At 35.5% G+C, this 25408-nt stretch carries 25 protein-coding genes and 2 tRNA genes; 12 read left to right on the top strand and 15 right to left on the bottom strand.

Going from position 1 to position 25408, the window contains the following annotated elements; genetic code table 11:
• The first annotated feature begins 29 nt into the window (after positions 1-29).
• The 3 genes from mnmE to ABWU72_RS01105 all read left to right on the top strand — a co-directional run bounded on the left by mnmE (position 30) and on the right by ABWU72_RS01105 (position 2678).
• Positions 30-1358 (top strand): tRNA uridine-5-carboxymethylaminomethyl(34) synthesis GTPase MnmE, encoded by a 1329-nt coding sequence (gene mnmE / locus ABWU72_RS01115; RefSeq protein WP_155969046.1) that lies wholly within the window; start codon positions 30-32, stop codon positions 1356-1358.
• Between the two features lie 47 nt (positions 1359-1405).
• Positions 1406-1493 (top strand) — tRNA-Ser (locus tag ABWU72_RS01110).
• A 168-nt stretch (positions 1494-1661) separates the two neighbouring features.
• Positions 1662-2678 (top strand): NAD(P)/FAD-dependent oxidoreductase, encoded by a 1017-nt coding sequence (locus tag ABWU72_RS01105; RefSeq protein ID WP_155969045.1) that lies wholly within the window; start codon positions 1662-1664, stop codon positions 2676-2678.
• Positions 2679-3412: 734 nt separating this feature from the next.
• On the opposite strand, the gene ABWU72_RS01100 is transcribed toward ABWU72_RS01105, so the two are convergent.
• Genes ABWU72_RS01100 through rpmF form a run of 3 tightly spaced genes read right to left on the bottom strand, consistent with a single transcriptional unit; the run spans position 3413 to position 5592 of the window.
• Positions 3413-4369 carry a beta-ketoacyl-ACP synthase III gene (locus ABWU72_RS01100; protein ID WP_155969044.1) on the bottom strand — a complete coding sequence of 319 codons (957 nt, stop codon included), beginning with the start codon at positions 4367-4369 and terminating at the stop codon, positions 3413-3415.
• Positions 4362-5399 (bottom strand): phosphate acyltransferase PlsX, encoded by a 1038-nt coding sequence (gene plsX / locus ABWU72_RS01095; RefSeq protein WP_353284052.1) that lies wholly within the window; start codon positions 5397-5399, stop codon positions 4362-4364. Before plsX ends, ABWU72_RS01100 begins: the two co-directional genes overlap by 8 nt.
• 10 nt (positions 5400-5409) lie before the next feature.
• Positions 5410-5592, bottom strand: a complete 183-nt coding sequence (rpmF, locus tag ABWU72_RS01090) for a 50S ribosomal protein L32 (RefSeq protein ID WP_041573607.1) — start codon at positions 5590-5592, stop codon at positions 5410-5412.
• Between the two features lie 332 nt (positions 5593-5924).
• On the opposite strand from rpmF, the gene ABWU72_RS01085 reads away from it, so the two are divergent.
• The 5 genes from ABWU72_RS01085 to ABWU72_RS01065 all read left to right on the top strand — a co-directional run bounded on the left by ABWU72_RS01085 (position 5925) and on the right by ABWU72_RS01065 (position 10610).
• Positions 5925-6707, top strand: coding sequence for an MlaE family ABC transporter permease (locus ABWU72_RS01085; RefSeq protein ID WP_006280452.1), 783 nt, complete (start codon positions 5925-5927; stop codon positions 6705-6707).
• Complete coding sequence (locus ABWU72_RS01080) at positions 6700-7401, top strand: ABC transporter ATP-binding protein (RefSeq protein ID WP_353283803.1); 702 nt, start codon at positions 6700-6702, stop codon at positions 7399-7401. The genes ABWU72_RS01085 and ABWU72_RS01080 overlap by 8 nt, the downstream gene beginning before the upstream one ends.
• 320 nt (positions 7402-7721) lie before the next feature.
• A complete protein-coding gene (locus ABWU72_RS01075; RefSeq protein ID WP_155969038.1) occupies positions 7722-8219 on the top strand; it encodes a hypothetical protein in 498 nt (165 codons plus the stop codon).
• Positions 8220-8291: 72 nt separating this feature from the next.
• The gene (gene dxr / locus ABWU72_RS01070; RefSeq protein ID WP_353283802.1) at positions 8292-9455 is read left to right on the top strand and encodes a 1-deoxy-D-xylulose-5-phosphate reductoisomerase; all 1164 of its coding nucleotides are present in this window, start codon (positions 8292-8294) and stop codon (positions 9453-9455) included.
• Between the two features lie 243 nt (positions 9456-9698).
• Positions 9699-10610, top strand: a complete 912-nt coding sequence (locus ABWU72_RS01065) for an Rpn family recombination-promoting nuclease/putative transposase (protein WP_155969034.1) — start codon at positions 9699-9701, stop codon at positions 10608-10610.
• 34 nt (positions 10611-10644) lie between these two features.
• On the opposite strand, the gene ABWU72_RS01060 is transcribed toward ABWU72_RS01065, so the two are convergent.
• Positions 10645-11892 (bottom strand): IscS subfamily cysteine desulfurase, encoded by a 1248-nt coding sequence (locus ABWU72_RS01060; protein WP_151807811.1) that lies wholly within the window; start codon positions 11890-11892, stop codon positions 10645-10647.
• Between the two features lie 286 nt (positions 11893-12178).
• Positions 12179-13597 (bottom strand): metalloprotease TldD, encoded by a 1419-nt coding sequence (gene tldD / locus ABWU72_RS01055; RefSeq protein WP_353283801.1) that lies wholly within the window; start codon positions 13595-13597, stop codon positions 12179-12181.
• A gap of 62 nt (positions 13598-13659) precedes the next feature.
• On the opposite strand from tldD, the gene ABWU72_RS01050 reads away from it, so the two are divergent.
• The 4 genes from ABWU72_RS01050 to ABWU72_RS01035 all read left to right on the top strand — a co-directional run bounded on the left by ABWU72_RS01050 (position 13660) and on the right by ABWU72_RS01035 (position 16037).
• Positions 13660-13744 (top strand) — tRNA-Leu (locus tag ABWU72_RS01050).
• A 70-nt stretch (positions 13745-13814) separates the two neighbouring features.
• The gene (locus ABWU72_RS01045; protein WP_155969024.1) at positions 13815-14306 is read left to right on the top strand and encodes a hypothetical protein; all 492 of its coding nucleotides are present in this window, start codon (positions 13815-13817) and stop codon (positions 14304-14306) included.
• Positions 14307-14550: 244 nt separating this feature from the next.
• Positions 14551-15258: a uroporphyrinogen-III synthase gene (locus ABWU72_RS01040; RefSeq protein WP_155968957.1), complete on the top strand. Its 708-nt coding sequence runs from the start codon at positions 14551-14553 to the stop codon at positions 15256-15258.
• The gene (locus tag ABWU72_RS01035; RefSeq protein ID WP_151807813.1) at positions 15258-16037 is read left to right on the top strand and encodes an exodeoxyribonuclease III; all 780 of its coding nucleotides are present in this window, start codon (positions 15258-15260) and stop codon (positions 16035-16037) included. The genes ABWU72_RS01040 and ABWU72_RS01035 overlap by 1 nt, the downstream gene beginning before the upstream one ends.
• Positions 16038-16057: 20 nt before the next feature.
• On the opposite strand, the gene ABWU72_RS01030 is transcribed toward ABWU72_RS01035, so the two are convergent.
• From ABWU72_RS01030 to ABWU72_RS00985, 10 genes are all read right to left on the bottom strand, one after another.
• A complete protein-coding gene (locus ABWU72_RS01030) occupies positions 16058-17260 on the bottom strand; it encodes a hypothetical protein (protein ID WP_353283800.1) in 1203 nt (400 codons plus the stop codon).
• 49 nt (positions 17261-17309) lie between these two features.
• Positions 17310-19895: a DNA polymerase I gene (gene polA, locus ABWU72_RS01025; RefSeq protein ID WP_353283799.1), complete on the bottom strand. Its 2586-nt coding sequence runs from the start codon at positions 19893-19895 to the stop codon at positions 17310-17312.
• 214 nt (positions 19896-20109) lie between these two features.
• The gene (locus ABWU72_RS01020; protein ID WP_151807939.1) at positions 20110-20274 is read right to left on the bottom strand and encodes an IS3 family transposase; all 165 of its coding nucleotides are present in this window, start codon (positions 20272-20274) and stop codon (positions 20110-20112) included.
• The gene (locus tag ABWU72_RS01015) at positions 20264-20428 is read right to left on the bottom strand and encodes a hypothetical protein (protein WP_153296803.1); all 165 of its coding nucleotides are present in this window, start codon (positions 20426-20428) and stop codon (positions 20264-20266) included. Before ABWU72_RS01015 ends, ABWU72_RS01020 begins: the two co-directional genes overlap by 11 nt.
• Before the next feature lie 3 nt (positions 20429-20431).
• Positions 20432-20779, bottom strand: a complete 348-nt coding sequence (locus tag ABWU72_RS01010; protein WP_082246251.1) for an IS3 family transposase — start codon at positions 20777-20779, stop codon at positions 20432-20434.
• Positions 20780-20867: 88 nt separating this feature from the next.
• Positions 20868-21152: a transposase gene (locus ABWU72_RS01005; protein ID WP_265031984.1), complete on the bottom strand. Its 285-nt coding sequence runs from the start codon at positions 21150-21152 to the stop codon at positions 20868-20870.
• A 232-nt stretch (positions 21153-21384) separates the two neighbouring features.
• On the bottom strand, positions 21385-22200 hold the full coding sequence (locus tag ABWU72_RS01000; protein ID WP_155968951.1) for an SDR family oxidoreductase: 816 nt from the start codon (positions 22198-22200) through the stop codon (positions 21385-21387).
• A 5-nt stretch (positions 22201-22205) separates the two neighbouring features.
• On the bottom strand, positions 22206-22850 hold the full coding sequence (locus ABWU72_RS00995) for an alpha/beta hydrolase (RefSeq protein WP_015589325.1): 645 nt from the start codon (positions 22848-22850) through the stop codon (positions 22206-22208).
• A 397-nt stretch (positions 22851-23247) separates the two neighbouring features.
• Positions 23248-23613 carry a hypothetical protein gene (locus tag ABWU72_RS00990; RefSeq protein WP_155968949.1) on the bottom strand — a complete coding sequence of 122 codons (366 nt, stop codon included), beginning with the start codon at positions 23611-23613 and terminating at the stop codon, positions 23248-23250.
• Positions 23614-23734: 121 nt separating this feature from the next.
• Entirely contained in the window at positions 23735-25402 is a 1668-nt protein-coding gene (locus tag ABWU72_RS00985) for an aminopeptidase P family protein (protein WP_155968947.1), read from the bottom strand.
• Positions 25403-25408: the final 6 nt, after the last annotated feature.

Below are 25408 nucleotides of genomic sequence, written 5' to 3'. Positions count from 1 at the left end.
GTAATATTGCTAAGTAGTTTATATAAATAATGACAAACACAAATGAAACTATTTTCGCTTTATCGACCGTATTTGGTAAGTCAGGAGTTGCAGTAATTAGAATTTCAGGCAACTATGCGCTTAAAGCTTTAAATCATTTTCATATTAAGAAAGAAATTAAACCAAGATTTGCTACTTTAGTTGATCTATATGATGATTTCAATCAATTGATAGATAATGGAATAATCATCTATTTCCCTGCTCCAAACAGTTTCACTGGCGAGAATGTTATAGAGTTACAAGTGCATGGAAGTAAGGCAGTCATAAAAATCATCTTGGAGGAATTATCAAAAATTTTCGTTATGGCCAGGCCTGGAGAATTCTCACTTAGGGCTTTTCTAAATGGTAAATTTGACTTAACTCAAATAGAAGGAATTGCAGACTTAATTGACGCTGAGACGAAAATGCAAGCTAAACAAGCGATTAAGCAGATATCAGGAGAATTGGAGAGACTATACAGCAATTGGAGGCAAAGATTGATAACGATACAATCCAAAATCGAAGCATATATAGACTTTCCAGAGGACATTTGGGCAGAAAAAAGTGAGTTGGAAAAAATTAATAATGAAGTGCAATCTCTCGTGCGATTGATACAAGAGCATTTAAATGATAATAGACGGGGCGAAAGGTTGCGTGAGGGTTTACATATTGTAATAACTGGTGAACCAAATGTCGGTAAATCAACTCTGTTTAATTTCTTAGCCAAGCGTGATATTGCTATTGTTTCTGAATATGCAGGCACAACAAGAGATATACTTGAAGCTCATATTGACATTGGCGAATACCCAATCATTCTCTCTGATACTGCTGGAATTCGTGAGAGTTCAGATCCAATAGAATCAGAAGGTATAAGTCGAGCGAAAAAGAGGTCTTTTGAAGCTGATTTAAGAATAGAACTATTTCCTTTTGAACAGCGTCATAATATCAATTGCAACGTTGTAAATAGCGATACTATTTATGTATTGAGCAAAGCTGACGATGTTATCAATAATCACAATATAAAAATTAATGGCATAGATTTTCTACCTATTTCTATTTTAAAGGGAATAGGTACAAACAAATTGATCTCTCTCATAAAAGAGAAGGCAGAGGAAAAATTTGGGCATGATAGAGACACTCCTGTAATCACTCGGCAAAGACATAGGAATCACATGAAGAAAGCACTGGAACATTTACAACGTTTTAATATCGATAATCCAATTGAGTTGATATCTGAAGATTTGAGGCTTGCTGCATTTGAACTTGGTGCGGTGATAGGAATTATTGATGTTGAGGAAATATTGGACAGTATATTTAGCAACTTTTGCGTGGGCAAGTAAAGCTTTTATAGATTGCTTAAAATCAAATGTTGTGATAGAAAAGAAATGGACGGATGGCCGAGCGGTTTAAGGCACCAGTCTTGAAAACTGACGTACGTGATGAGCGTACCATGGGTTCGAATCCCATTCCGTCCGCACAGCATCTCGCTATGCTAGCTGATTTTTAGAGCTTATTTGGACTATGTGGTTCATAACGCTGGAAATCTTGTCTAATCTAGCCACATCTTTTAAAAATACATCCCTTTGTAAATTGACCTTGTTAGCAAAGAAAGCTAATATCTATAAATAGATCACCATCTGAATATGAAAACCGATATAGTAATAATAGGTGCAGGACCTGTTGGAATATTCACTGCTTTTCAAGCGGGAATGCTTGATATGAGATGTCATATAATAGATGTTTTGGATCAAGCAGGAGGACAATGCACAGCTCTTTACCCAGAAAAGCCAATATACGATATACCTGGTTATCCTGTAATTACTGCCCAAAAATTAATTGAGCAGCTAATAGAGCAAGCTTCGCCATTTAAGCCTATTTACCATTTAAGTCAAAAAGTAGAAAAGATTTCAAATAACGAAGGTGAAAACTTTACTATCATAACGAGCATAGGTACAGAGGTAAAATGTAAGGCTGTTATTGTTGCTGCAGGTAATGGAATGTTTGAACCTAACCGTCCACCCTTAAGTGGTATATTAGAATATGAAAATAAATCTGTATTTTACAGTGTAAATAAAATTTCTGATTTTCAGGATAAAACTATAGTCATTGCAGGGGGGGGTGATTCTGCCGCTGATTGGACTGTAGAACTTTCTAAAGTTGCGAAGAAAATTTATGTGATACATAGGAGAAAGGAATTTCGCTGCACTCCTGAAACTAGAAATAAATTAGAATCACTTGAAATTGATGGAAAAATAGAACTGGTAGTGCCATATCAATTACACGAACTAGCAGGAGGTAATGGGCAGTTGAGCGCAGTGATAGTAAAAAACATTGCCTCTAAGGAAGAAAAAGAAATATCCGCTGATTTTTTGCTGCCATTTTTTGGATTGTCAATGAATCTTGGTCCAATAAACAATTGGGGTATACAGTTAGAACATAGCCGCATAGTTGTTGATCCGACTACCTTAAAAACCAGTAGGGATAGAATATATGCAATCGGAGATATAGCTACTTATTCAGGCAAACTAAAGTTAATATTAAGTGGTTTTGCCGAGAGCGCCATGGCTTGTTATGACATATACAAAGTAATCCACAACTCTCCAGTCAATTTTCAATATTCAACTTCAAAGGGAATTCACGGGAAAGAAAAACTTCCTTGACAAACCTCGCCAGCTCCCTTATCATGAAACTGAAGCTATTGTATTTGCTTTCGCCAATCTGCAGATTAAAAGGTAAGGATTACTTAATGTATCGGCGTCTTATGTTCAATTTTTTGCAGTATATAGATACTGTATGTCTTTACAAAACTTCATCTACATCTAGATTTTTATCTAAATAAGCTGAACGCGCTTACAAAGCGTTACAAGACATCAAAAAATGCCAATACTCGACAGAGATAGTAAAAGACTAGCTAACTCGGGGATTCTTTGTCTTTTTTTCTGCTTAGTAAATTTCTTAAACGTTTGCAGCGTAAGTTAGTTGCAATTAAAAGCAGCTTAATCTCGCTTGTCAAGCGTTTAAAACATAAAAAACGCCAATATTTTAAAGCGGATAATAACCCCAGGGCTTCTTTTGCCTTTTTTTTCGTTTGGTAAATTTCTTAATATTTATAGCTAAACAACAACCGTCATCCCGCTGCTTGTTAGCGGGATCTAGAGATACCGCGAATGAATCGCGGTATGACGTAGGACTGCTGTCATTCCAGTGCTCCTTTTTTTGTCATCCGAGTAGCTGACACTGGGATCCAGGAAACTTAACTTTACACCAGGTGAATGTACAATAAGAACTGGATTCCAGACTGGAATGACACCGAAGGGGCTACTGGGATGACAGGAGAAAGAGGCACTGGAATGACAAAGAGGGTACTTGGATGACAGGAGGTAATGCAGGAAGTCTAATAGTGCAGCAACACGGAACCCCAGGTCAGGCCTGCACCTATTGAAATCAGCAGTACCAGATTTCCTGATTTTATTTTTGATTCTTGTATTGCATAGTCTAAGGCCAGTGGAATTGATGCCGCTGAGGTGTTTGCATGCTTATCAACGGTATTAATCACTTTCTCTATAGGAAAATCTAATTTCTTTACTACTGCTTCAATAATACGAATGTTTGCTTGATGGGGAATTAACCAGTCAATATCAGTGATTTTCAAATTATTGCATTTCAGAGTTTCCTCTACTGAGGCTGTTAACTTATCCACTGCATGTTTAAACACTTCTCTTCCATTCATGCATATTTTTCCAGAATCACCAGTAGAGGATACCCCTCCGTTCGTACATAGTATGTCCACATTGCCGTCAGAGTGTAAGTTTGTTGATATGATGCCGCTTCTACCCATTTCTGATTTCATCACCACTGCACCAGCACCATCACCAAAGAGTATACAAGTTGATCTATCTTCCCAATCAACAATCCTAGACATTATTTCAGCACCTATAACCAATGCATATTTAATTCTATTGTTAGATTTTATGAGCGAATCAGCAACTGTAACTGCATATATAAAACCAGAGCATGCTGCTTGTACATCAAAAGCAAATGCGTTTTTACATTTTAACTTACTTTGTACAATCGTTGCACAGCTAGGAAAAGTTTTATCAGGAGTTGTTGTAGCAACTATAATCAAGTCAATTTCATCTACTGAAATTTTAGCTTTTTCTATAGCACTTTTTGCTGCATTTACAGCTAGATCTGACGTTAGTTCTCCTTCATCTGCTATATGCCTTTGAACTATTCCTGTTCTCTGCCTTATCCATTCATCGCTCGTCTCAACTATCGATGCAATTTCGTTGTTACTCAACATTTTTCTTGGTAGGTAAGATCCAGTGCTTAATATGAAACTTTTATTCAATATGACTTACCCCGTTAATTATCTTTTGATTTAAATTTTCACTAATTGCATTTACTGCAAATTTCATGGCATGGGCAAAAGAAATAGCATCAGAATTTCCATGACTTTTAATGATGATACCATTCAGCCCTAAAAACATAGCTCCACTTCTAATTTTGGGATTAAAACGCGTTAAAGCTTTATTTAGTTTGGATTTTAACAATATACCAACAAGCATTTTCGCTATCCACGAATTGAATACTTCCTGCTTTATTAGATTGATAAAGGTACTAGCGGTTGCCTCAGCCGTTTTGAGCATTACATTGCCAACAAAACCATCAGCAACAATCACATCTATATTACCCTCTAAAAATTCACTTGCCTCTATATACCCTTTGAAATTAATGCCTGGAGCGTTTTTAAGCAACTCAAAAGCGCCGCGCACTGAGTCATTACCTTTAACTTCTTCTGTGCCGATATTTAGCAAAGCAACTTCAGGATTGTCAATTTTTAATGCTATTTTTGCAAATATACTACCCATTAACGCAAATTGAAATAATGAGTCGGCATTACAATCAACATTTGCACCAAGGTCAAGCAAAGCGAAGCTTTTTGTCTTAGTTGGACAGATAGAGGCAATAGCAGGACGATAAATGTTTGGTAATGTTCCTAAAATAAATCTGGAAATTGCCATCAACGCTCCGGTGTTGCCTGAAGATACCACTCCGAAAGCTTTACCTTCTTTCACTGCAACAATTGCAGCTTTCATACTTGAGTCTTTACGATGTCTCAGCGCAAAAGATGGCTTATCATTTGCAAGGACATTGTCAGAACAATGAGTAAATTCAGAATTGTTACTTACTTTTTTATATTTCAAAAGCAAAGGAGATACTTCTTCCTTATCTCCATAAATATGAAAAAAAACTTTAATGCCTGGGTCAACAAGGTTGTCTAAAAAAAAACCAGCACCCTGAATTACGGAAAGAGGCGCAAAATCGCCCCCCATAGCGTCAAGTGCAATAACTATATTATTATTGACCGTAGGTAACATATCATAATAGTCACTCCGCCTGTTGCTTGATGAAAACCCGTTTTCCTTTGTAACTGCCATCAACTGCTACGTTATGAGGCAACATGAATTCCCCAGTTGTTGAACACACCACAATATTCTTAGGCTCAATAGCATGATGAGAACGATGCATATTACGCCTTGACTTTGACTTTTTTCTTTTTGGAACTGCCAAAATTTCCTCCATTCTACTACAAAATACAATACATTAGTAACATGTTTTTTACAGGAAGTAAACAGGGATAGTAAAATAAGTAAGGTTTGCTTATGTAATTGAGTTCTATAGCTAAAGTGGCTCTACAATTTGAAAAACCGTCATTCCGCTACTCGTTAGCGGAATCTATACCGCGAATGAATTGCGGTATGACGTAGGGAAACCTTTCTTGGGTTAAGCTTTAAATTAAAACATCAAGTATATTGAACTTAAAACATATCTCAGCTATACTTTGCGATAAAGTTAATAAAAATTTTAATAAAATCAGTAACTCTAGCTAAAATGAATACAAAGTGAGCTTTTTTGATATAAATAGTGTTAGAATAATTGGTAGGTACTTTATCAATTTTTTGTTAAGGCTTGGTAGTGCATTCATATTTTTTATTCAATCTCTATACCACTGCCTTGTGCCGCCATATTATTTTAGCAACGTAGCAAGACAAATTATAGAGATAGGCTTTTTCTCTCTGCCAATTGTTGGGCTCACTGGAGTTTTTATAGGAGCGGCAATAGTTTTACAAAGTAGCTTGAGTGACCCATTAATTAACCAAGAACAGATAATACCCAAACTTGTTACGATCACTATCATTAAAGAGTTAGGACCAGTTTTGATCAGCTTAATAATGGTAGGAAAGGTTGGATCATCAGTTGCAGCAGAAATTGGTACAATGCGCATCACCGAGCAAATAGATGCACTTACAACCTTGAACATCAACCCTTTTAAATATTTAATTGCACCAAGGATTTTAGCGTCAATCATAGTATTTCCCATACTTACAGTATGTGCAGATTTAATAGGAATATTTGGAGGATGTATCACTGCAGTCTTCGAATTTAACCACAATTTAAATATATACATTAAACACACAGCTCAGTTCTTTAATACGTATGATTTTATAACTGGGCTAATAAAAGCAACTGTATTTGGCGCCATAATTTCTGTCTCAAGCTGCTATTACGGTTACCATTGCAAAGAAGGTGCACGAGGAGTAGGTGTTGCTACAACATCAACTGTTGTTTTATCGTCCATACTGATCATTTTAGCAAACTACATGATTACTTTGATACATGCGTAACCCCATAATATCAATATTGAACTTAAGCTTATCTTTTGATGATAGGACAGTACTAAAAGATCTAAATTTTGATATATTAAAAGGGGAATCATTAGTCATACTTGGTGGCTCAGGAAGCGGCAAATCTGTATTAACAAAAACAATTATCGGCTTGCTTGCTCCAGACTCAGGGTCTGTTAAAATAAATAGTAAAAGCAAAAATAAATTTGGGGTTTTATTTCAAAATTCCGCTTTATTTGACTACGTTACAGTGTGGGAAAATATATCTTTTAATTATAAAAAGCGCTTTAATATCAGCAAAAAAGAGGCAAAACAGCTAGCAATCGAGAAGTTAAATGATGTTGGACTGGAGGAAAGCATAGCAGATATGTTTCCAATAGAGTTGTCAGGTGGAATGAAAAAAAGAGTGGCACTTGCAAGGGCGATTGCACACAACCCAGAAATCATTATTTTGGATGAACCAACTTCAGGATTGGACCCAATTATGTCAGATATAGTAAACGAGATAATAATAAAATTATCTAAAGACTTTAACCCTACAATTATCACGATTACACATGATATTCATAGCGTATTTAAAATAGCTGATAAAATAGCAGTATTATATGAAGGGGAGATCATTTCCCATGGAACTGTTCAGGGAATACAAAATACTAATAACGAATATATAAAAAAATTCATTCGTTATATATAGCTAAAGATATATACACTATTGCTAACAGTCATATTTTTAAGTTTTAACTTTGTAAAAGGTAGTGGACATTGGAATTCAGATTTTTTTCAAACTGGATCCTATAGCTAACACGTCATACCGCGATTCATTCGCGGTATCTCGGCATAGATTCCGCTAACTAGTAGCGGAATGACGAATTTGTCGTTTTTCAAATTGTCGTAAGTCAGTTTAGCTATATATAGGATGACAGAAATTGTTTGTATTAGCTATATTCAAAAGCTCTATTGATATTTTGCAATATTTGTGATAAAATAATAGCTTAAGGTTGAGAGTAAAAATTTATGAGTGAAGCTCAAGGTCCAAATATTGCAGAATGGCAAGCGCAGCAGCAACACCAAGAGGCTGCTGGTGAGAAAAGTGGTTTTGGTCTTGGTCATAGTGACTCTGTTTCAACAGTTGTCGATGGAATGAAATGGTTGTTCAACTTTCATGAAGGAGCAATTGCTGCTTATAGTAACGTGTTTGAAGGTTTGGTGAGTGGCAGTAGTCTAGTAACATTGTTTGGAAAGTCAGGTAATATGTTTGGCATAAAACTTCTTGAAGGCCTTGCAGAATATTTTTCAGGTGGAGGTGGGGAAGATATGCCATCAGAAGGAATGGATATGGCTCATGGTGATGAGGGACATCACTCAGATGATTACCCTCATGCCAATAACGAGATAGCTCATAATGCTGATGGTTTGCAAGACATGCATGATGCAGGTGATCACCATGGTCAATCTTTTTCACCTGGTCCTTCACCATCTGTTGGCGATGACCACGGGCATGAACTTGGTTAAACGCTTAAAAACTATTGAATAGTTGGAAGAAGGCCTAATAAGAAAAGTTGCTGTTGTTATGAGTTTGTCTTAGTGAAAAAGGTTTCAGTTTTAGGGTCAACAGGAAGCATTGGACAAAAGACTGTAGATTTGCTCTCAAAGAGAAGAGAAGAATACCAAGTGGAAGCACTAAGTGCCCATTCGAACTTTGCTCTACTGGCACACCAAGCAAAACTGCTGAATGCAAAATACGTTGCTATCTCCGATGAAAGGTTTTACAAAGATTTAAAAGAAAATCTACTTGGTACAGATGTAAAAATAGCAATTGGTACTACAAATATTGCTACCATACCTGTTGATCTCTCAGTTGTTGCAATAGTTGGCATTGCAGGCCTTGGGCCAGTTATGGAAGTTATAGAAAGCGGTACCAAAGTCATTGCATTGGCAAACAAAGAAAGCATTGTTTGTGGTGGAAAGTTATTACTCAAAAAAGCTAAAGAAAAAAATGTACAAATAATCCCTATTGACTCTGAGCACAATGCAATTTTTCAAATTTTGCAAAATGACGACAAATGCGTAGAAAAGATCATACTTACTGCTTCTGGTGGACCATTCTTAAATTATAGCCTTGAGCAATTAAAAAATGTTATGGTAGATAAGGCGCTTAGTCACCCCACTTGGAATATGGGAAAGAAAATCTCGGTTGATAGCGCAACAATGATGAATAAGGCACTAGAGATAATAGAAGCACATAACTTGTTTAACATCAGCCCGGATAAAATTGAAGCAGTAGTGCATCCTGAGTCAATAGTACATGGAATTGTAACTTATAAGGATGGGTTCAACTTTGCTGTGCTTGCAGAAACTGACATGGCAATTCCCATTTCATATGCTTTGTCTTGGCCGGAAAGATCAGCTTTAAATCGTAAATTAGATTTAACAAAGCAAGGAAAATTGACCTTTCAAGAACCAGACCATAAGCGTTTTCCTGCGCTAAAGCTTAGCATGGCAGTGTTAAACTCTTCTGCTCCACAAACAAACAGTATTGTGCTCAATGCTGCAAATGAAATAGCTGTTAATGAATTTTTGAAGTCACGAATCGGCTTTTTAAAAATAGTAGAGGTAGTGGAATCAACAATGGAAAGTTTTGGTAGTTATACTGATATTAATTCACTATCTGATATAATAAATATTGATTATGAAAGTCGTATTATTGCTAATAAAGTTGTTGAAAGTAAAGTTGTTGCGTATAGCTAGAGTAATGTAACCAGACTGCATTCTGTGATTTTTTTTTTAGCAAAGCACGATACACAATCGTCATTCCGCTACTAGTTAGCGGAATCTATGCCGAGATACCGCGAATGAATCGCGGTATGACGGTTAAGTAATTCGTCATTCCGCTACCTGTTAGCGCCGCGGCGGCATAGCTATCTTCAAAAATATGGTTGAATAATTGTTAATAATAGTGTATAATTATTAATATTTTTAAGCACTTTGGCTATGGCTTTATCTAAGTTTCTCGACCCTAAGCTGGATTTGACCTTCAAAAAAATATTTGGCACTGAAAAAAATAAGAATATTCTCATACATTTTTTGAATGATATTTTAGGGTTTACCGAGATAAATACTATACAAGAAGTGGAATTCCTCAGTACTATAATGGATCCTGAAATTGCATCTGATAAACAAAGTATAGTTGATGTTCTTTGCAGGGATTCTAGTGGGGCCAGGTATGTGATTGAAATGCAGCTTACTCGCGATAAAGGCTTCGAAAAACGAGCTCAATTATATGCTGCTAAGGCTTACTCAAGGCAAGCTGATAAATCTGGTAAGTACATTGATTTAAAGAAGGTTTTCTTTATTGCTATCTCTAATTGTAATTTATTTCCTGATAAGCTTGATTATATATCCAGCCACACTATAAGAGATGAGAAAACCAATGAGCATGACTTAAAAGATTTTCAATTTGTATTTATTGAACTACCTAAATTTCCTAAGAATAAGGAAGAACAGCTAGAAAGCATAGTGGATCGTTGGTTATTTTTCTTCAAATATGCAGATGAAACTACGGAAGAAGACTTAAGGAAAATAGCAGAAAAAGCACCAATAATAAAGTTAGCCTACGATGAATTAGACAGGTTTAGCTGGAATGAAAAAGATTTAGTAGCTTATGAAGAAAGAATAATGGATCTACGCAAAGAAGAAGCCATTCTTGAATACAGACTTGACCTTGCTACTGAAAAAGGCATCCAAATTGGCGAAGAAAGAGGCATCAAAATCGGTAAAGAGGAAGGGAAAATTGAAGTCGCAAAAGCAATGCTGGCTAATAATGTTGATGTCAACACTATTGTCAAGTTTACTGGCCTTTCTATTAGTGAGATTGAAGAATTAAGTGTGAACGGTACAGAGTAATTTCAAAGTGCATTTGCAGTTGGAACGGATACATTTAATGAGAGTCCCATTTCACGGTGTTCAAATCTACTCCTTCTTGTACCATCTCCCAAAGTGGGCTCATTTCTCTCAGTCGGCCAACATTTTTAGCAACAAGATCTGCTGCATACAAAACTTCTTCTTTAGTTGTAAATCGGCCTAGGCCAAATCTAATTGATGAATGCTCAAGGTCATGGCCATTATTTAGCGACCGTACGACATAGGAAGGCTCAAGAGACGCAGACGTGCACGCAGAACCAGAACTTACTGCTAAATCCTTGATTGCCATGATGAGAGACTCACCCTCAACATAAGGAAAGCTCAAGTTTAGGTTGCCAGGAATTCTATTTTCATAATCACCATTTAAAACGATATCAGGAAACGCTTCTTTTATCTTGTTATACAAAATATCCCTTAATTCTTCCACTCTAGTTGTTTCTTTTTTCATTTCTTCTCTAGCAATACGTGCCGCTTCACCAAAACCAACTGCAAGAGGTGTTGGAACTGTTCCAGAACGCATGCCTCTTTCCTGTCCACCACCACTAATTAGTGGTATCAGCCTAACACGAGGATTCTTTCTACGTACATATAATGCGCCTATTCCCATAGGTCCATAAATTTTGTGGCTAGAGAGACTCATAAGATCAATGCACATCTCATTAACATCAATTGGAACTTTTCCAAAGCTTTGAGCTGCATCTGTGTGGAAAAATATATTATGCTTTCTACATATTACACCAATTTCTTTGACAGGCTGAATTACTCCGATTTCATTATTTACCATCATCACTGAAACCAGGATTGTTTGATCAGTAATTGCTTCCTCAAGCTTTGATAAATCTATAATTCCGTTTTGCTTAACAGGCAAATATGTAACTTTAAAGCCTTCATTTTCCAGATGCCGACAAGAATCCAGAACACACTTATGCTCCGTGCAGACAGTGATTATATGATTTCCTTTATTTTTATAAAAGTGAGCAACGCCCTTGATTGCTGTATTATTTGACTCAGTTGCACCTGAGGTAAAGATAATTTCTTTGCTATCTGCGTTCACCAGATCAGCGATGTGTTTCCTTGCTTTTTCCACTGCTTCTTCAGCAGTCCAACCAAATGAATGGCTGCGAGAGTGTGCATTGCTGAACTCACCAAAGTAAGGTATCATCACCTCTAAAACACGGGGATCTACTTTAGTAGTAGATTGATAATCAAGAAATATTGGTAATTTTATTTTAGCATCGTGTATTTTTTTACTTTCAACATTCATAAAGCTACCACGGAGACAAAATTTACAATTATTTTATAGCATTAAAACTTAATTTTTTCAAGATATAATCTTGCATCAAGTACAAAAGTGTCATCCAAGTAGCTGACACATAACTGTACGAACATTTATTTGCGAAAGCAGTGTGTTAAATGTTATAGCCAGTTTTGCCTCAAACACAAAGGCAGTGCCCAGACACTGGGATGACACCCTATTGGTGGCAATTGCTTCCAAATCATAATGTTTGTACAGCTGTGCGCCGTGCGCTGGAATCCGTTTTAGCCCTTATCTATATCTCAGTTCCACCAACAGTTATTGCGTCGACTTTGAGTGTCGGCTGACCAACTCCAACGGGCACATTTTGTCCATCTTTCGAGCATGTGCCAACACCAGGATCTAACTTTAAGTCATTACCAACCATAGATACTTTTTTCAACACTGTTGGACCGTCACCAATTAGTGTTGCTCCTTTTACTGGCTGTGTAATTTTGCCATTTTCTATTAGGTAAGCTTCCGAAGATGAAAAAACAAATTTTCCTGACGTTATATCAACCTGCCCACCACCGAAATTTACTGCATATAGACCTTTCTTTACGCTAGATATTATTTCCTTCGGTGTATACTTTCCGGGCAACATATAGGTGTTTGTCATGCGCGGCATAATAACTTCTTTATAACTTTCTCTTCTACCATTACCAGTTGGGCTTACACCCATGAGTTTAGCGTTCATATGATCCTGCATGTATCCTTTTAGGATCCCATCCTCTATCAATATATTATAACTGGGTGGAGTGCCTTCATCGTCTACGCTGATAGAGCCGCGCAAATTGGGCAGAGTTCCGTCATCAACTACTGTGATGTCACTAGCTGCTACTTGTTTACCCACAGAATTTGAAAATGCTGAGACTTTTTTGCGATTGAAGTCGCCCTCAAGTCCATGACCCACGGCTTCGTGTAACAATATTCCTGGCCAGCCTGGACCTAAAACGACTGTCATTTCTCCGGCTGGAGTTGGAATTGCTTCAAGATTTACCAGTGCTTGTTCTAACGCTTGGTTTGCAACTTCTTTCCACTTTTTCTCAGAAATAAACTTACTATAAGAGTCCCTTCCACCATGCCCTGCAGAACCTCTTTCGGTACGGCCATCTTTTTCTACAATGACTAGCACATTAAAACGTACCAGAGGCCTGATATCGCTTAATCTGTGATTACCCTTTATTATTTGTACAACTTGCCATTCTCCACTTAGAGTTATTTTTACTTGCTTCACGCAGTTATTTTTGGACCTTACATACTCATTAACCTCATTGAGTAGCTTAATCTTTGAATTCAGATCCATTTCATTTATAGGGTTAATCCTCGAATATAGGCTTTTTGTCTCTTCGTTTAAATTTATTGAATTTGTCTTGTTTAAAGACACTGAGCTTTTTACCATAGAAGCAGCATTACTAATTTCTTTTTCGCTGATCTCAGAAGAACAAACGAAAGATGTACTATCTTCACAAAAAGACCTTAAACCAAATCCCCTTCTAGTATTCAAGTCCATGTGTTTTAATATGTTATCCTCAAAAACCAGGGACTCCGACTGGCAAAATTCTAGAAACAGCTCACCACCATCGCTATTGCTCAAAGCGTTATTGACTATTTTATATACGTTATTAATATTAACATTGTTTTGAGCAAAAAATATTTGATCTAGATTTGGCATTACCTTTGAACTAAAAATTGTTTAAGTATATTATTTAACTTTAACATAGTAAACTATAAAAAGCCCGGGTGGCGGAATTGGTAGACGCGCTAGCTTCAGGTGCTAGTAACTTTTTAAGTTGTGGAAGTTCAAGTCTTCTCTCGGGCACTCTTAGCTTCCATATTGCTTATTGAATTAATTAATGTTATAATATAACATATTAGGTAATATTCATGCTATGTATAGTGAAAAAAATAAGTTAGCCTGCAGAAAGAAGGTACGAACTTACTCGAAACGCTTAGTTACTACACTATCTACTATCTCTTTCATTGGATACACAGCGGCATTGGTCTTGAATATTCCTGTCTTAAGTCTGTATTTTAGTATTGCCTGCACTATATTAAGTGTACTTTCATCTACCTTAAACATATGGTCATTAGCTGATCATTTTAGGCAGCGTGATCTTAATAAGCAGCTTGGTGTAGAAAACACTCCTGGACAAGAAAAACTAACGAAGATCTGTCTTGATATTACATCTAACGTTTTGTTTTTAATAGGAGGAATTACACCTATATTGCCCTTTGAATCTCCTATCATTCCTTTTGTTTCCACTGCCTTTTTTATTCTAGGCTGTGCCTTTATGGCAACTAATATCGTTCGGACTAGGATTAGCGAACCACAGGCAAAAAAACCTACTGATGACCACTCCCTAACTGCAAAAGCAGCTTAAGTATTAACTTATACAGGAATATTAGCTATATAATTCCACTGAAGAGAGCCATTCAAAAGAGTTCGATGTAATTAGCGTCAAAAAAGTGTAAGCAGAAATTGTGGGCTTATTGGGGTAGGAGCGCTTAGTACTCCTACTTCCACATCAATTACTTGAATAATTGCTCAAGCTATCAAAATAAAAGTTTTTATTCAGTAATTTGTGTATAAAGGGTACTATTTTACTGGTAGTAAAATAAATCAGAATGAAGTCTATTTTATTAACGAGGCCTTTATTGGATTCGTTCAATACAAGAAATATATTGAGAAAGTATGGATACAAAGTTTATATAGAACCAGTATTCACAATAAAGTACTTAAATCCTGATATATCTGCGTACGAATTTGACGTTGTGATATCTACAAGTAAAAACAGTGTAAAGGCTTTTAGTCAAATATGCAAAGAGGATGACTTTCCGATTATTACAGTTGGTAATTCAACCATGCAGGCTGCAAAAAATTTGGGATTTTCTGATATAATCTCAGCAGACAGCAACGTTGATGGTCTGATATCATTCATAAAAGCTCACTATTCAAGTGCAATAAAGTTCTTATATATAAGAGGACAAGAAGTATCATGTGACCTAAAAAAGAGATTATCTGAAGAAGATTTTAACGTAAGAGAAGTTGTACTCTATAAAACAATCATTAAAAGGAGTCTAACTAATAGGTGTAAAAATTTACTGTTGGATGGTAAAATTGGTAGTGTTGCTTTTTTTTCCTCACAGACAGCAAGGGTATTTTGTTCATTAGTTCTAAAAAGTGGGCTATCTCATGTGATGAATAATACAGTTGCATATACCATGAGTAAAAACATTGCTGATAGTTTAAAGTTAATCAAGTGGAAAAAAATTATAACATCGAGGTTGCCTACTGGGGAGAGTTTAATTGATATAATTAATAAGGATTGCTGATGCTAAAGATTGCAACTTGGAATGTAAACTCCATACGTAAAAGAGTTAACCAACTTTGTAGTTTTATAGTTGATAGTCAGATAGATATAGTTTTGCTGCAAGAGATAAAATGTACGGAAGAGCAATTTCCTTATGCGGAGATAGAAAAGTTAGGATATGAATATGCTATCTATGGACAAGTTGCAAGAAATGGCGTTTGTGTTTTATCTAAATATCCAATACTGGAAAAGTTTAAAATTGACATTGTAGAAGGTTATCAAGAAGCGCGTTATATAGAGTGCATAATAAAGCACAATAATCAGAAGGTAAGGGTGGGAAGTGTATACGTTCCAAACGGTCAAAGCCCGGACTCTCAAGCATTTGAATATAAACTCAAGTTTTTTGATAATCTATATGAAAGGATGAGCACTTTGTTAAAGAATGAAGAGTTAACTATTATAGCTGGCGATTATAATATTGCACCGGATGAAATTGATGTTTTTGATTCAAATTTATTGAATGGCCAAGTGTGCTTTCATATAAAAGAACGTGAGAAGTTAAGAGCAATCTTGAATCTTGGGTTTAAAGATGCGTTTAGAATATCTCACCCAAATTTGCAACAATTCACTTGGTGGCATTATCAAGGCAATTCACTCAGAAATAATCAAGGAATGCGCATAGATTATATGCTGTTATCACCACAAGCTGTAGATAAATTGGAAACATGCTACATAGATGATAGATTGCGTAAGCTAGAAAATCCGTCTGACCATACTCCTGTTGTATGTGCTATAGAATAATAGTAGACCTCTTACACAACTCACTTTTGGCAAACCTGGGTAATCCCTGCTTGTTTGTTGCTTGTGTTTTCTTCCTTTCGTTCGTTTTCCTTTCTTGTCCAAGGTTGATCTTGCTGTTTGCTTTCTTCGTTTTCCCTGTTGTTTTCCTGGGAAATTTGCTCAGGAACAGGTTGTTGTTCACTCTTTTCTTTTCCTTGGGAAATTTGTTCAGAAACAGAAATGGGTTGCTCACTCCCTTTAGCCTTCTCGACTGGGGTTCCTAAAATTTTATTGATACCATCGCAAATTTTTTTATTCAATTTTGCTCTCTTTTCTGTATCATCTTTATCTTGTGAGCTAGGGTCATACAAAGTACCTTTTTTGTTATTTGAAAAAAGACTTTTGATTGTACTTACTTCAGTCCATACAAGGAGACCACCACTAATTGCTAATGCAATTGGGCCAGTGCCAAATATTAATGCTGAAAAAGCAAAAAGAGTAATAGGAAATAAAGATTTACGTAAGAACGTTTTTACCATCTCTTCATCACTAAGTGGTGGTTCATCCTCTTCTTTCTTGTCTTTACCTAAGAATGGTATTTTTTCTTTCATCCCATCCATAAAGGAGCCAGAAATATTTTTCGGGTCTATTTTGATCCCTCCAATTAGCAGCAGCAGCATTTCCAATACAAACTTTATGGATGAATCTTTAGCTTCTGTACCGCGTATATCAGCTACACAGTCATCTACTACTTCTTTTATTTTACCATTCTTGAGATTCTCCTCATTAGCTAATTTTTTCTCTCTAATTTTCTCAAATACGGAAAGTAAAAACTGAGAAAAATTCTCTTCACTGAGTGATTTTATATCTTCTGGATTGACATTGTTGAATATCTTTCCACTATTCTCAAATACAAAAGTAAAAATTTTCTTTTCATTTTCATCCTGTAATCGAGGTAACCGTTCCTTTAATGACTTCAGATCACTCTGTAATTTTTGTTTTTCTTTCAATTTCTGTTTCTTCTTTTCTATTTCCTGTTTCTTCTTTTCTATTTCCTGTTCCTTCTTTTCTATTTCCTGTTTCGTTTGCTCTTCTAGTTTTTCTGGATTTTTAAAAATATCTAGGAAAGTACGATAGATTAACTGATGTTTCTCTTTTTCAAATTTAAAAACTTTCTCATCTTTGTTAGTTACCTGAGTAGGTAACTTTGGAGGTTTTGAACTTTTTACTTGTGGGCCTATCATGGCTGACCTATTTGCATTTGCTATGTTCTATTCTAACATATTTTTCGTATTAGTTCAAATGATTTATACTCCTAGAATTCACGATGTTTAAGTCATAATTAAGGGAATTTAGACCCCAGTTGTCGCCAACTTTTATTTCTACTTCAAGTGGTACAGAAATTTCTATTGCATTTTCCATTATATCTTTCATAAGTTTTGCTGTTTCTTGTACCTTTTCGTCCTCTACTTCAACCAGTAGTTCATCGTGAACCTGGAGGATTATTTTACCTACTTTCAATTGGTCAAAAAGCTGAATTGTCGCACGTTTTATTATATCAGCAGCGGTTCCTTGCAGTGGTGCGTTTATTGCTGCCCTTTCTGCAAATTGTCTTATATAAGGAATTGTATTGTTTATGTCTCTTACAAAGCATCTCCTGCCAAACAAAGTTTCTACATAACCATGCAATCTTGCGATAGACACTGCTTTTTCCATATAGGCCTTTATTTCTGGGTAACAGGAAAAATAGTAATTAATGTATTCAGCAGCTTCCGCAATGGTAATTCCAAGCCGCTTTGCAAGACCAAATGGGCTAATGCCATATATAATTCCAAAATTGATGGATTTTGCTTTGCGTCTTAATTGCTCATCTATTTCTTGCACTCCAAAAACTTGCCTAGCGGTGATCTCATGAATATCTTGTCCGTTTGCAAAAGCTTCTTTAAATGCTGCAACGTTTGCAACGTGTGCCAGGAGTCTTAACTCTATTTGTGAATAGTCAGCAGAAATTATCTTATGCCCTTTTGGCGCAATAAATGCTTGTCTGATGAGATTTCCCTCTTCGCTTCTGATAGGAATATTCTGTAAATTAGGATTGCTGGAGCTCAGCCTTCCAGTTGCAGTTGCAGTCGTTGAAAAGCTTGTGTGTATTCTACCATCAATGGAATCAACTTGCTTTATTAGCGCATCAGTGTAGGTGCCTTTTAATTTACTTAAATGTCGCCAATTTAGAATTTTACTTGCGATTTCTACCCCTTCTTCTTCGAGTGCCTCTAGAACTTCATAATTGGTGCTATACGATCCAGATTTTTTTGACTTTTTCTTTTTATTAAGCCCCATTTTGTTAAACAAAACATCACTTAATTGTTTTGGCGAAGCAATATTAAATCTTTCTCCTGCCAAATTATATATCTCATCTTCAAGCACGGCAATTACCTGCTGAAATTTATCGGACAGCTCCTGTAATTTTTGTATGTTCAGTAATATCCCATTTTTCTCCATATCAAATATTACTTTCATAAGTGGCTTATCGAAGCGCTCGTAAATTGTGAACAATTTTTCCTGAAATAACCTTTGCTTTAGCTTTTCATGAATTGCTATTAAAGTTTTTGCCGAGAAAATTTCTACATCTCCACTCAAATTATGTGCAATTATGTTTGGAATACTGTGATCATGTTTTCCTGTATCCAAGCTATACGACATTATCATCAAATCATCAACTGAATCTAACATCTTCTCTATTGCAGGGAAGATTTTCCTGATCTCTTTAATGTTATGTATTATTTTAAGCACTCCATTTGAGAGTAGAGTTGAGTTAATTATAATGAGTGCATCTTGTATGCTGTCTTGCTCTATATAAAAAATATTACTTTCGCTATAAGATAAGGAAATTTTATTTAATAAGTTGTCTTCAAAGTGGCAATGAATTGCAATTCTGCCTTCATATCTACAATGCTCCAAAAATTTCTCTAACTCTTCACTACTATATTCTATTTTCTCTTTTGTGCTAGACCCATTATAGGAAAAAAGCTTTTCCACTTTCCCTATCAAGGAATTGAATTCATACTTCTTTAAAAAGGATAACAATTTCTCCATGTTTGGAGAATGGACTTCATATTTTGCAATATCATGTTGAAGGTCTACTTTTTCGCATAGTGATAAAAGTTCTCTTGAAATTAGTGCTTTTTCCTTATGTTCGGTAAGAATATTACGAATCCTCGTTTGCTCGATGTTATCAATGTTCTCTATAATATTATTCAATGAATCAAATTCATCTAATAATTTAGTGGCAGTTTTTGGGCCTATTCCTGGAACGCCTGGAATGTTATCAGATGCATCACCAGTTAGAGAAAATAAATCAAGAAGCTTGTGTGAGTTTACACCAAATTTTTCTACTACTCGTTTTTCATCTATATATATATTTTTAATGGGGTCGAATATTAAAATATTGTGGTTCAAGAGTTGAAATAAGTCTTTATCTGATGAAACGACTACCACTTTAAAGTCTTGGTGGTTGGCGTATTTTGCAGCTAGTGTTGCAATTATATCATCTGCTTCATAACCTTCAATCTCTTCATAGCGGAGGTTAAAAGCTTCTACCGCTTCCCTCAGTATGGTGAACTGTGGAGTTAGATCCTCAGGAGGCGTTACTCTGTTCGCTTTGTACTCAGGATATAAATTGTGCCTAAAATTCTTTTTCCCTGCATCAAGTGCTATAGTTAAGTAGTCCGAATGGGCAATGTACTTAAGAACCATATTCAGAAAGCCATATACACCACCTATTGGCATTCCTGTTGTGGTAATTAAGTGAGGTAGTACATAGTAAGCTCTGAAAAGAAAACCATAGCCATCGATGATTGTGAAAGTTTTTTCTTTCATTGTAGATATTTATGCGTGCTTTTGATGGTCCACTATTTAGCTGAGAAAATCAAGTTTTTGTTTTTCTGCTTTTGAGCGTTGTAAGAGATTTTACCGAAAATAGCATTCATGATGGGGATGTACACATATGACCTTACCCAGAAAAAGTGGAGAGAAAGTTTGGAATGTTTTTTACAAAAAGAATGATGCATCAAATTGTTCTGGAATGCAATAGTTAATAGTGACGTTGTTTGTTATAAAAAATTTCTATATATTCAAATATAGCAGTTTTGATATGCTGTTTAGAGTGCCGAGAGGTGTCTATTGGTAACTCCCTTTTTAGAGAACTGAAGAAGCTTTCCACAACAGAATTGTCGTAACAACAACCTTTATGATTCATCTATGTTTTTTATGGATAAGAGATATTGATAACCTTGCAAAGTATATTGTGAACCTTGATCACTATGTAATAGTAGATTTTTAACAGGTTTACGCCTATTAATGGCCATTAATAAAGAGTTCATAACCAATTGTTTATTTATTGCACTACTCATTAACTACCATACGTGAGAATTATTGCTGCCAAATATAGCCATCCCTCCTTGGTTTTGATGTAAGTAATCCCATACTTTATTTGGTTGATCAACAATAAAGTTTTGATCTAGTATATTGGGAGCTACAGCTCTATTATCTGTTTGTTGTTTTTTAATTTTAAACTTTCTTCTCAGTATAGCCCTGATGTCATTTTTCTGCATAATACTTTGCACCGTTTTCAAATTGCAACTTTTACCCAAAGCCTTCAATTCAGCATGAATTTTAGGAGCTCCATATCTACATTTAGAAACTTGATATATTTTTTGAATAGCTTCGAGTAGCTCTTTATTTGCTGATTCTCTACTGCTTATTTTTCTTGTGGTCCACTTATAGTAGCCACTAGCAGAAAATCCTACATAATTCCTGTACTTTATAGCAGTTACTATATAAAAAAATATTTTACTCTTTTTGACTGGCCAGGGCTTTTTTTAAAATGTCTCTTTCTCTTGTTACTTTTGCTAACTCTTTCTGTAAATCAAATCTCTTTTTGTCATAAGGTGCTACATCTGGAAATGCATTTGCCGCTGACTTTTTTTCGTTATATTTCTTCATCCATTTTCCTAATACACTATCCCTTATTCCTAGATCTCTTGCTACTTTTGCAACTGGTTGACCTACCTTTCTTTGTTCATTTGCCAGTTTAACAGCTTCCAATTTGAATTCTGCTGTATATTCTCTTACCATTTCTAATCCTCCAAAATTTTATTTTACCCAAAAAAACTCTTTTCTTTCTCTCCACTTTTTCTGGGTAAGGTCACTATTTCTTAAGTAATTTACACTTCAGAGTTTATCTGCTTTAAAGTTTACTCTATTCTGTTTCAGCATTTGTCATAAATCCTTAATTATTTCTGACTTTTTAGTTCAGTTTTTAACCATTCTTTCCTTAACTTAATGGCAGTGACAATAAGCCTATCTATCATTCTGATGTGATTTCAGTTTTTTTTACATGCAAACTTTCTAATCCCACCTTGTAGTTAGGGTAAATTAGAGAGACATTAAGATCTTTTTTAATTTTAACATTACTTACTTTTTTTGATCCTAAATAAAAACTCTGTGCATAATCTGGTAGGGGAGAAGCCTCAATTGGTTCTGGAGGGCTAACATTGAGAAGTTTGGTCGCATATATTACCACTTCAGATTGTGTAGTGGGTAAATCGTCTGCACAATTGTATATTTCACCAGGTTTTATGTTTTGCATGGAAGAAAATAGAATATTCGATATATCTTCAACGTGAATACGAGAAAAAAAATGCCCTTCTTTTTTCACATTTCTTGCTTTGCCAAGCTGCAAGTCAATTAACACGTTCCTACCAGGACCGTATATTCCAGCTAAACGAAAAATATGTACAGGCAGTTTGCTATTTAGCCACTTCCTTTCAGATTTAAGGCGTTTTTCTCCTCTGATTTCTATAGGTTTTGTTTCAGATTCCTCATTCACCCAATTACCAGAGTGATCACCATAGACGCTAGTTGCAGACAAATAACCAAGCCATTTTACATTTTGCAGGCAATCACCGTATCTCTCCACAACATCATCACCATCTGGAGGAATAGAAATTAAAACGTGCGTTGCGCTTTTAAGCAGATCTTGGCTAACCTTCTCATAATTAAAGAGGATTACATTTTGTATATCTTTACTTCTTGATGTGCCACTGACTTTCCAACCTAAGTTCAGTAATTTTTTCGATAAAAATTTAGCTACATATCCATAACCAAAGCAAAACAAGTGCATGAAAATTAATTTTTAAAATTCTTCTTGATAAATTCTACTCCTAATTTTATTCCCTCTTCATTGATAATATGCCCTAATGCATGAATTGGGTGTCCTTCAACATTTACTCCATTTTCTTTCAGAGCTTTAACCGCTAAGTCGAGGGACGAAAAAGGTACCACGTCGTCAGCATCACCATGGATAACACATATGTTAGGTTTTGACTTGATCTCTGGTGCAGTTTTTGAAGGTGAAAGAAATCTACCAGAGTATGCAACAACTGATGCACAGGATTGAGAGCGGGTGAGAGCTGTATGTATTGCAAGCATTGCTCCTTGAGAAAATCCAACTAAAGAAAGTTGCGTATCTTTTAAATTAAGCTCCTTTAATTTTGTATCAATGAAATGATTTACAATTGATGTAGCATTTTTTACTCCATTATATAGCGCTTCCTCACTACGATCTTCCAAGCTGAACCACTGATAACCATCACCTATTTCTCTTTCAAACGGAGCATTGGGTACTGCAAAATATGAACCCAGTAAAAACTTGCTCATAACTTTAGCAAGGTGAATGAAATTATCGCCACTTGAGCCCCAACCATGTAAAAAAATAATCAAATTTTTCTTATTTCCGCCTGCACAAATTTCTGGGCCTTTAAGTTCAATCATTTCTTTTCCTTTTGCGTTTATATTTTTATTTAACACTAATTTTCAAATTTGTAAAACCAATGTGCAATTACGTTCCCGATACTACAGATAAAGTAACTTAGGTTCATCGACGATTTGAAAAACCGTCATTCCGCTACTCGTTAGCGGCTGAGATACCGCGAATGAATCGCGGTATGACGTAGGGAAAACCTTAGCTATAAACCTCAGAAATAAGAAAACAAACTAGAAAAAATACCTCACTATAACTGCAGCCTTAAGCAACGTACCTTATTTATTTACGAAAACTGGTATAAATGCTATGCAAGTAGCTACACTACTTGCATGGCATCAATAATTGACCTCGACTTACCGTCCAACTAGAAAGTTGTATATAGAATGACAGAAATCCAGATGTTATTTACTTACTTTCGATCTTTTCTATCAATTTTTTAACTAAGCCTCTTAGCTTTTTACTGGATTCATCAAGCTCTTGAATTTGCGAGCTGCGCTCTTTCATTAGTTCCTTATAGTTACCTCTTATGTAGTCAATCATTTCCTTCATCTGAGCAATCATCTTGTTGATATCCATACCACCCAAATCAGGTATCATGTTAGGCATAGCGCCTTCTAACATACCGCCAGCCATAAGCTGCTGAGACATTTGCATAAATGGTTTTAAAGCCTGATTAAGCAATTCAGGATCCTTGGCTAATTTTTCTATTTGCTCTTTGCAAGTATCCATATACTGCTTCATAAATTCATCTTCTTGCCCTTTGTCTGTCATAATTATAACCTACCTAAAAATACGTGTTTTCTATTATATATTGTTTTAAAATTAAAAACAATACAAGATACCTGTTACAATTGCATTAATACTTTTTAAATAATAAAAAATGCTCCTTTGCTTATAAAGGGTCACATACTTTCTTTAACCACCCTTTATCTTTGACGCTATTTTCTAAGTTTTTATAGACAAATTGATGATAGCTATTTATCCATTCAATTTCATCTTTAGTAAGCATTTGCACATCTATTAGCCTTCTATCATACGGAATAGAGGTTAGTTGTTTAAACCCCAAGAAACCATTTTCATGTTTATCAACATACATCAGATTTTCAATCCTTATTCCATACTCTCCCGGAATGTAATAGCCAGGTTCGTTGGATAGTATCATGCCTGGCGTGAGTTTCACTTTATTTCCCTTTGATATTGCTTGTGGTCCTTCGTGTACTGATAGGTAACTTCCTACTCCATGCCCTGTACCATGCATATAGTCCATTCCAAATTTCCATAAATGCGTACGTGCCAATATATCCAATTCTCCACCAGTAGTGCCGGGGGGAAAGACGACACTTGCTATAGCAATGTGAGCTTTGAGTACTATTGTATAGTGGGTTATTTGTTCATCAGTTGGATTACCAACTACTACAGTTCTTGTCACATCAGTTGTGCCGTCAAGGTACTGGCCACCAGAGTCAATCAAATATAGTCCATTTTTCTGAATTACCTTATTCGTCTTACTGCTTGCACGATAGTGAATTATTGCACCATTTTCATTAAATGCGGAAATTGTTGGAAAGCTCAATTGTTTAAACAAATTCTGCTCTTTTCTGTATTCTAAAATCTTTTCTTCAGCTTCAAGTTCTGTACCAACATTATTTTCAAGCCAAGATAGAAAATTTGTAACTGCCACTCCATCTCTGATATGCGCATTTATAGCCCCAGCTATTTCAGTTTGGTTTTTTGCTGCTTTATAAATTAGACAAGGATCTTCTCTCTCAGCTACCTGTTTATCTTTTATTACAGCCATGATACTCATTGGAGTTGTGTTTGGATCTATAACTATTGAATTTAGCTTGTGCAGCGAATTTTCTAGCTCACTAATATCAAAAATATTTACATGATTGCCTAAATTTGCTTCTATAGTTGAATGTTCTTTATCTTGAATAAACAAATCAACATTACCGCTTTTATACAATATAGCACGACCCAATATACATGGAGTATATTTAGCATTTTCGTTTCTTAAATTTAATAACCATGAAATTGAATTTGGATCAGTTAAAAGCACTGCTTCAGCTCCTTTATCTACGCTTCTAGCTATTTTTTCACATTTGTCCTTACTACTTTTACCAGCATATTTAATAGAATGTAAAACCACTGCTTGTTTTCGATAGTCACTTTTTTTTCCAGCTAAACAGGGTATTAATTTACAGATATTCTCATACTTTCTTATATCTTCGATGGTAAAATATTGCAAATAATAACCTAGTGAGGCAGTCGATGTTAAGTTTGCTTTTATCCATTCGCGTGGATCCTCTTCTTGTATATTATATACTTGAAAATTGCCCCGATCGAGCTGATTGCGAGCTTGTGTAATATAGCGTCCATCCGTAAAAAATGGGCACTTGTTGTCTTTTGTAACGATAAGTAGCCCATTTGTTCCTGTAAAGCCACACAGCTTTGTTAGCTCCTCTGAATACTCATTTAAATATTCATCTTTAGTATGCAACATAAATGCATCAACGTTTATCTCGTGCATAAAAGAACGAAATTCTTCGATTTTTGACATAGAACA

Source organism: Wolbachia endosymbiont (group A) of Lypha dubia (assembly GCF_964028575.1).
GTDB classification, from domain to species: Bacteria; Pseudomonadota; Alphaproteobacteria; order Rickettsiales; family Anaplasmataceae; genus Wolbachia; species Wolbachia pipientis.
Note: the sequence above shows the minus strand (reverse complement) of the source record. Positions and strands in the feature narration are given on the sequence as shown.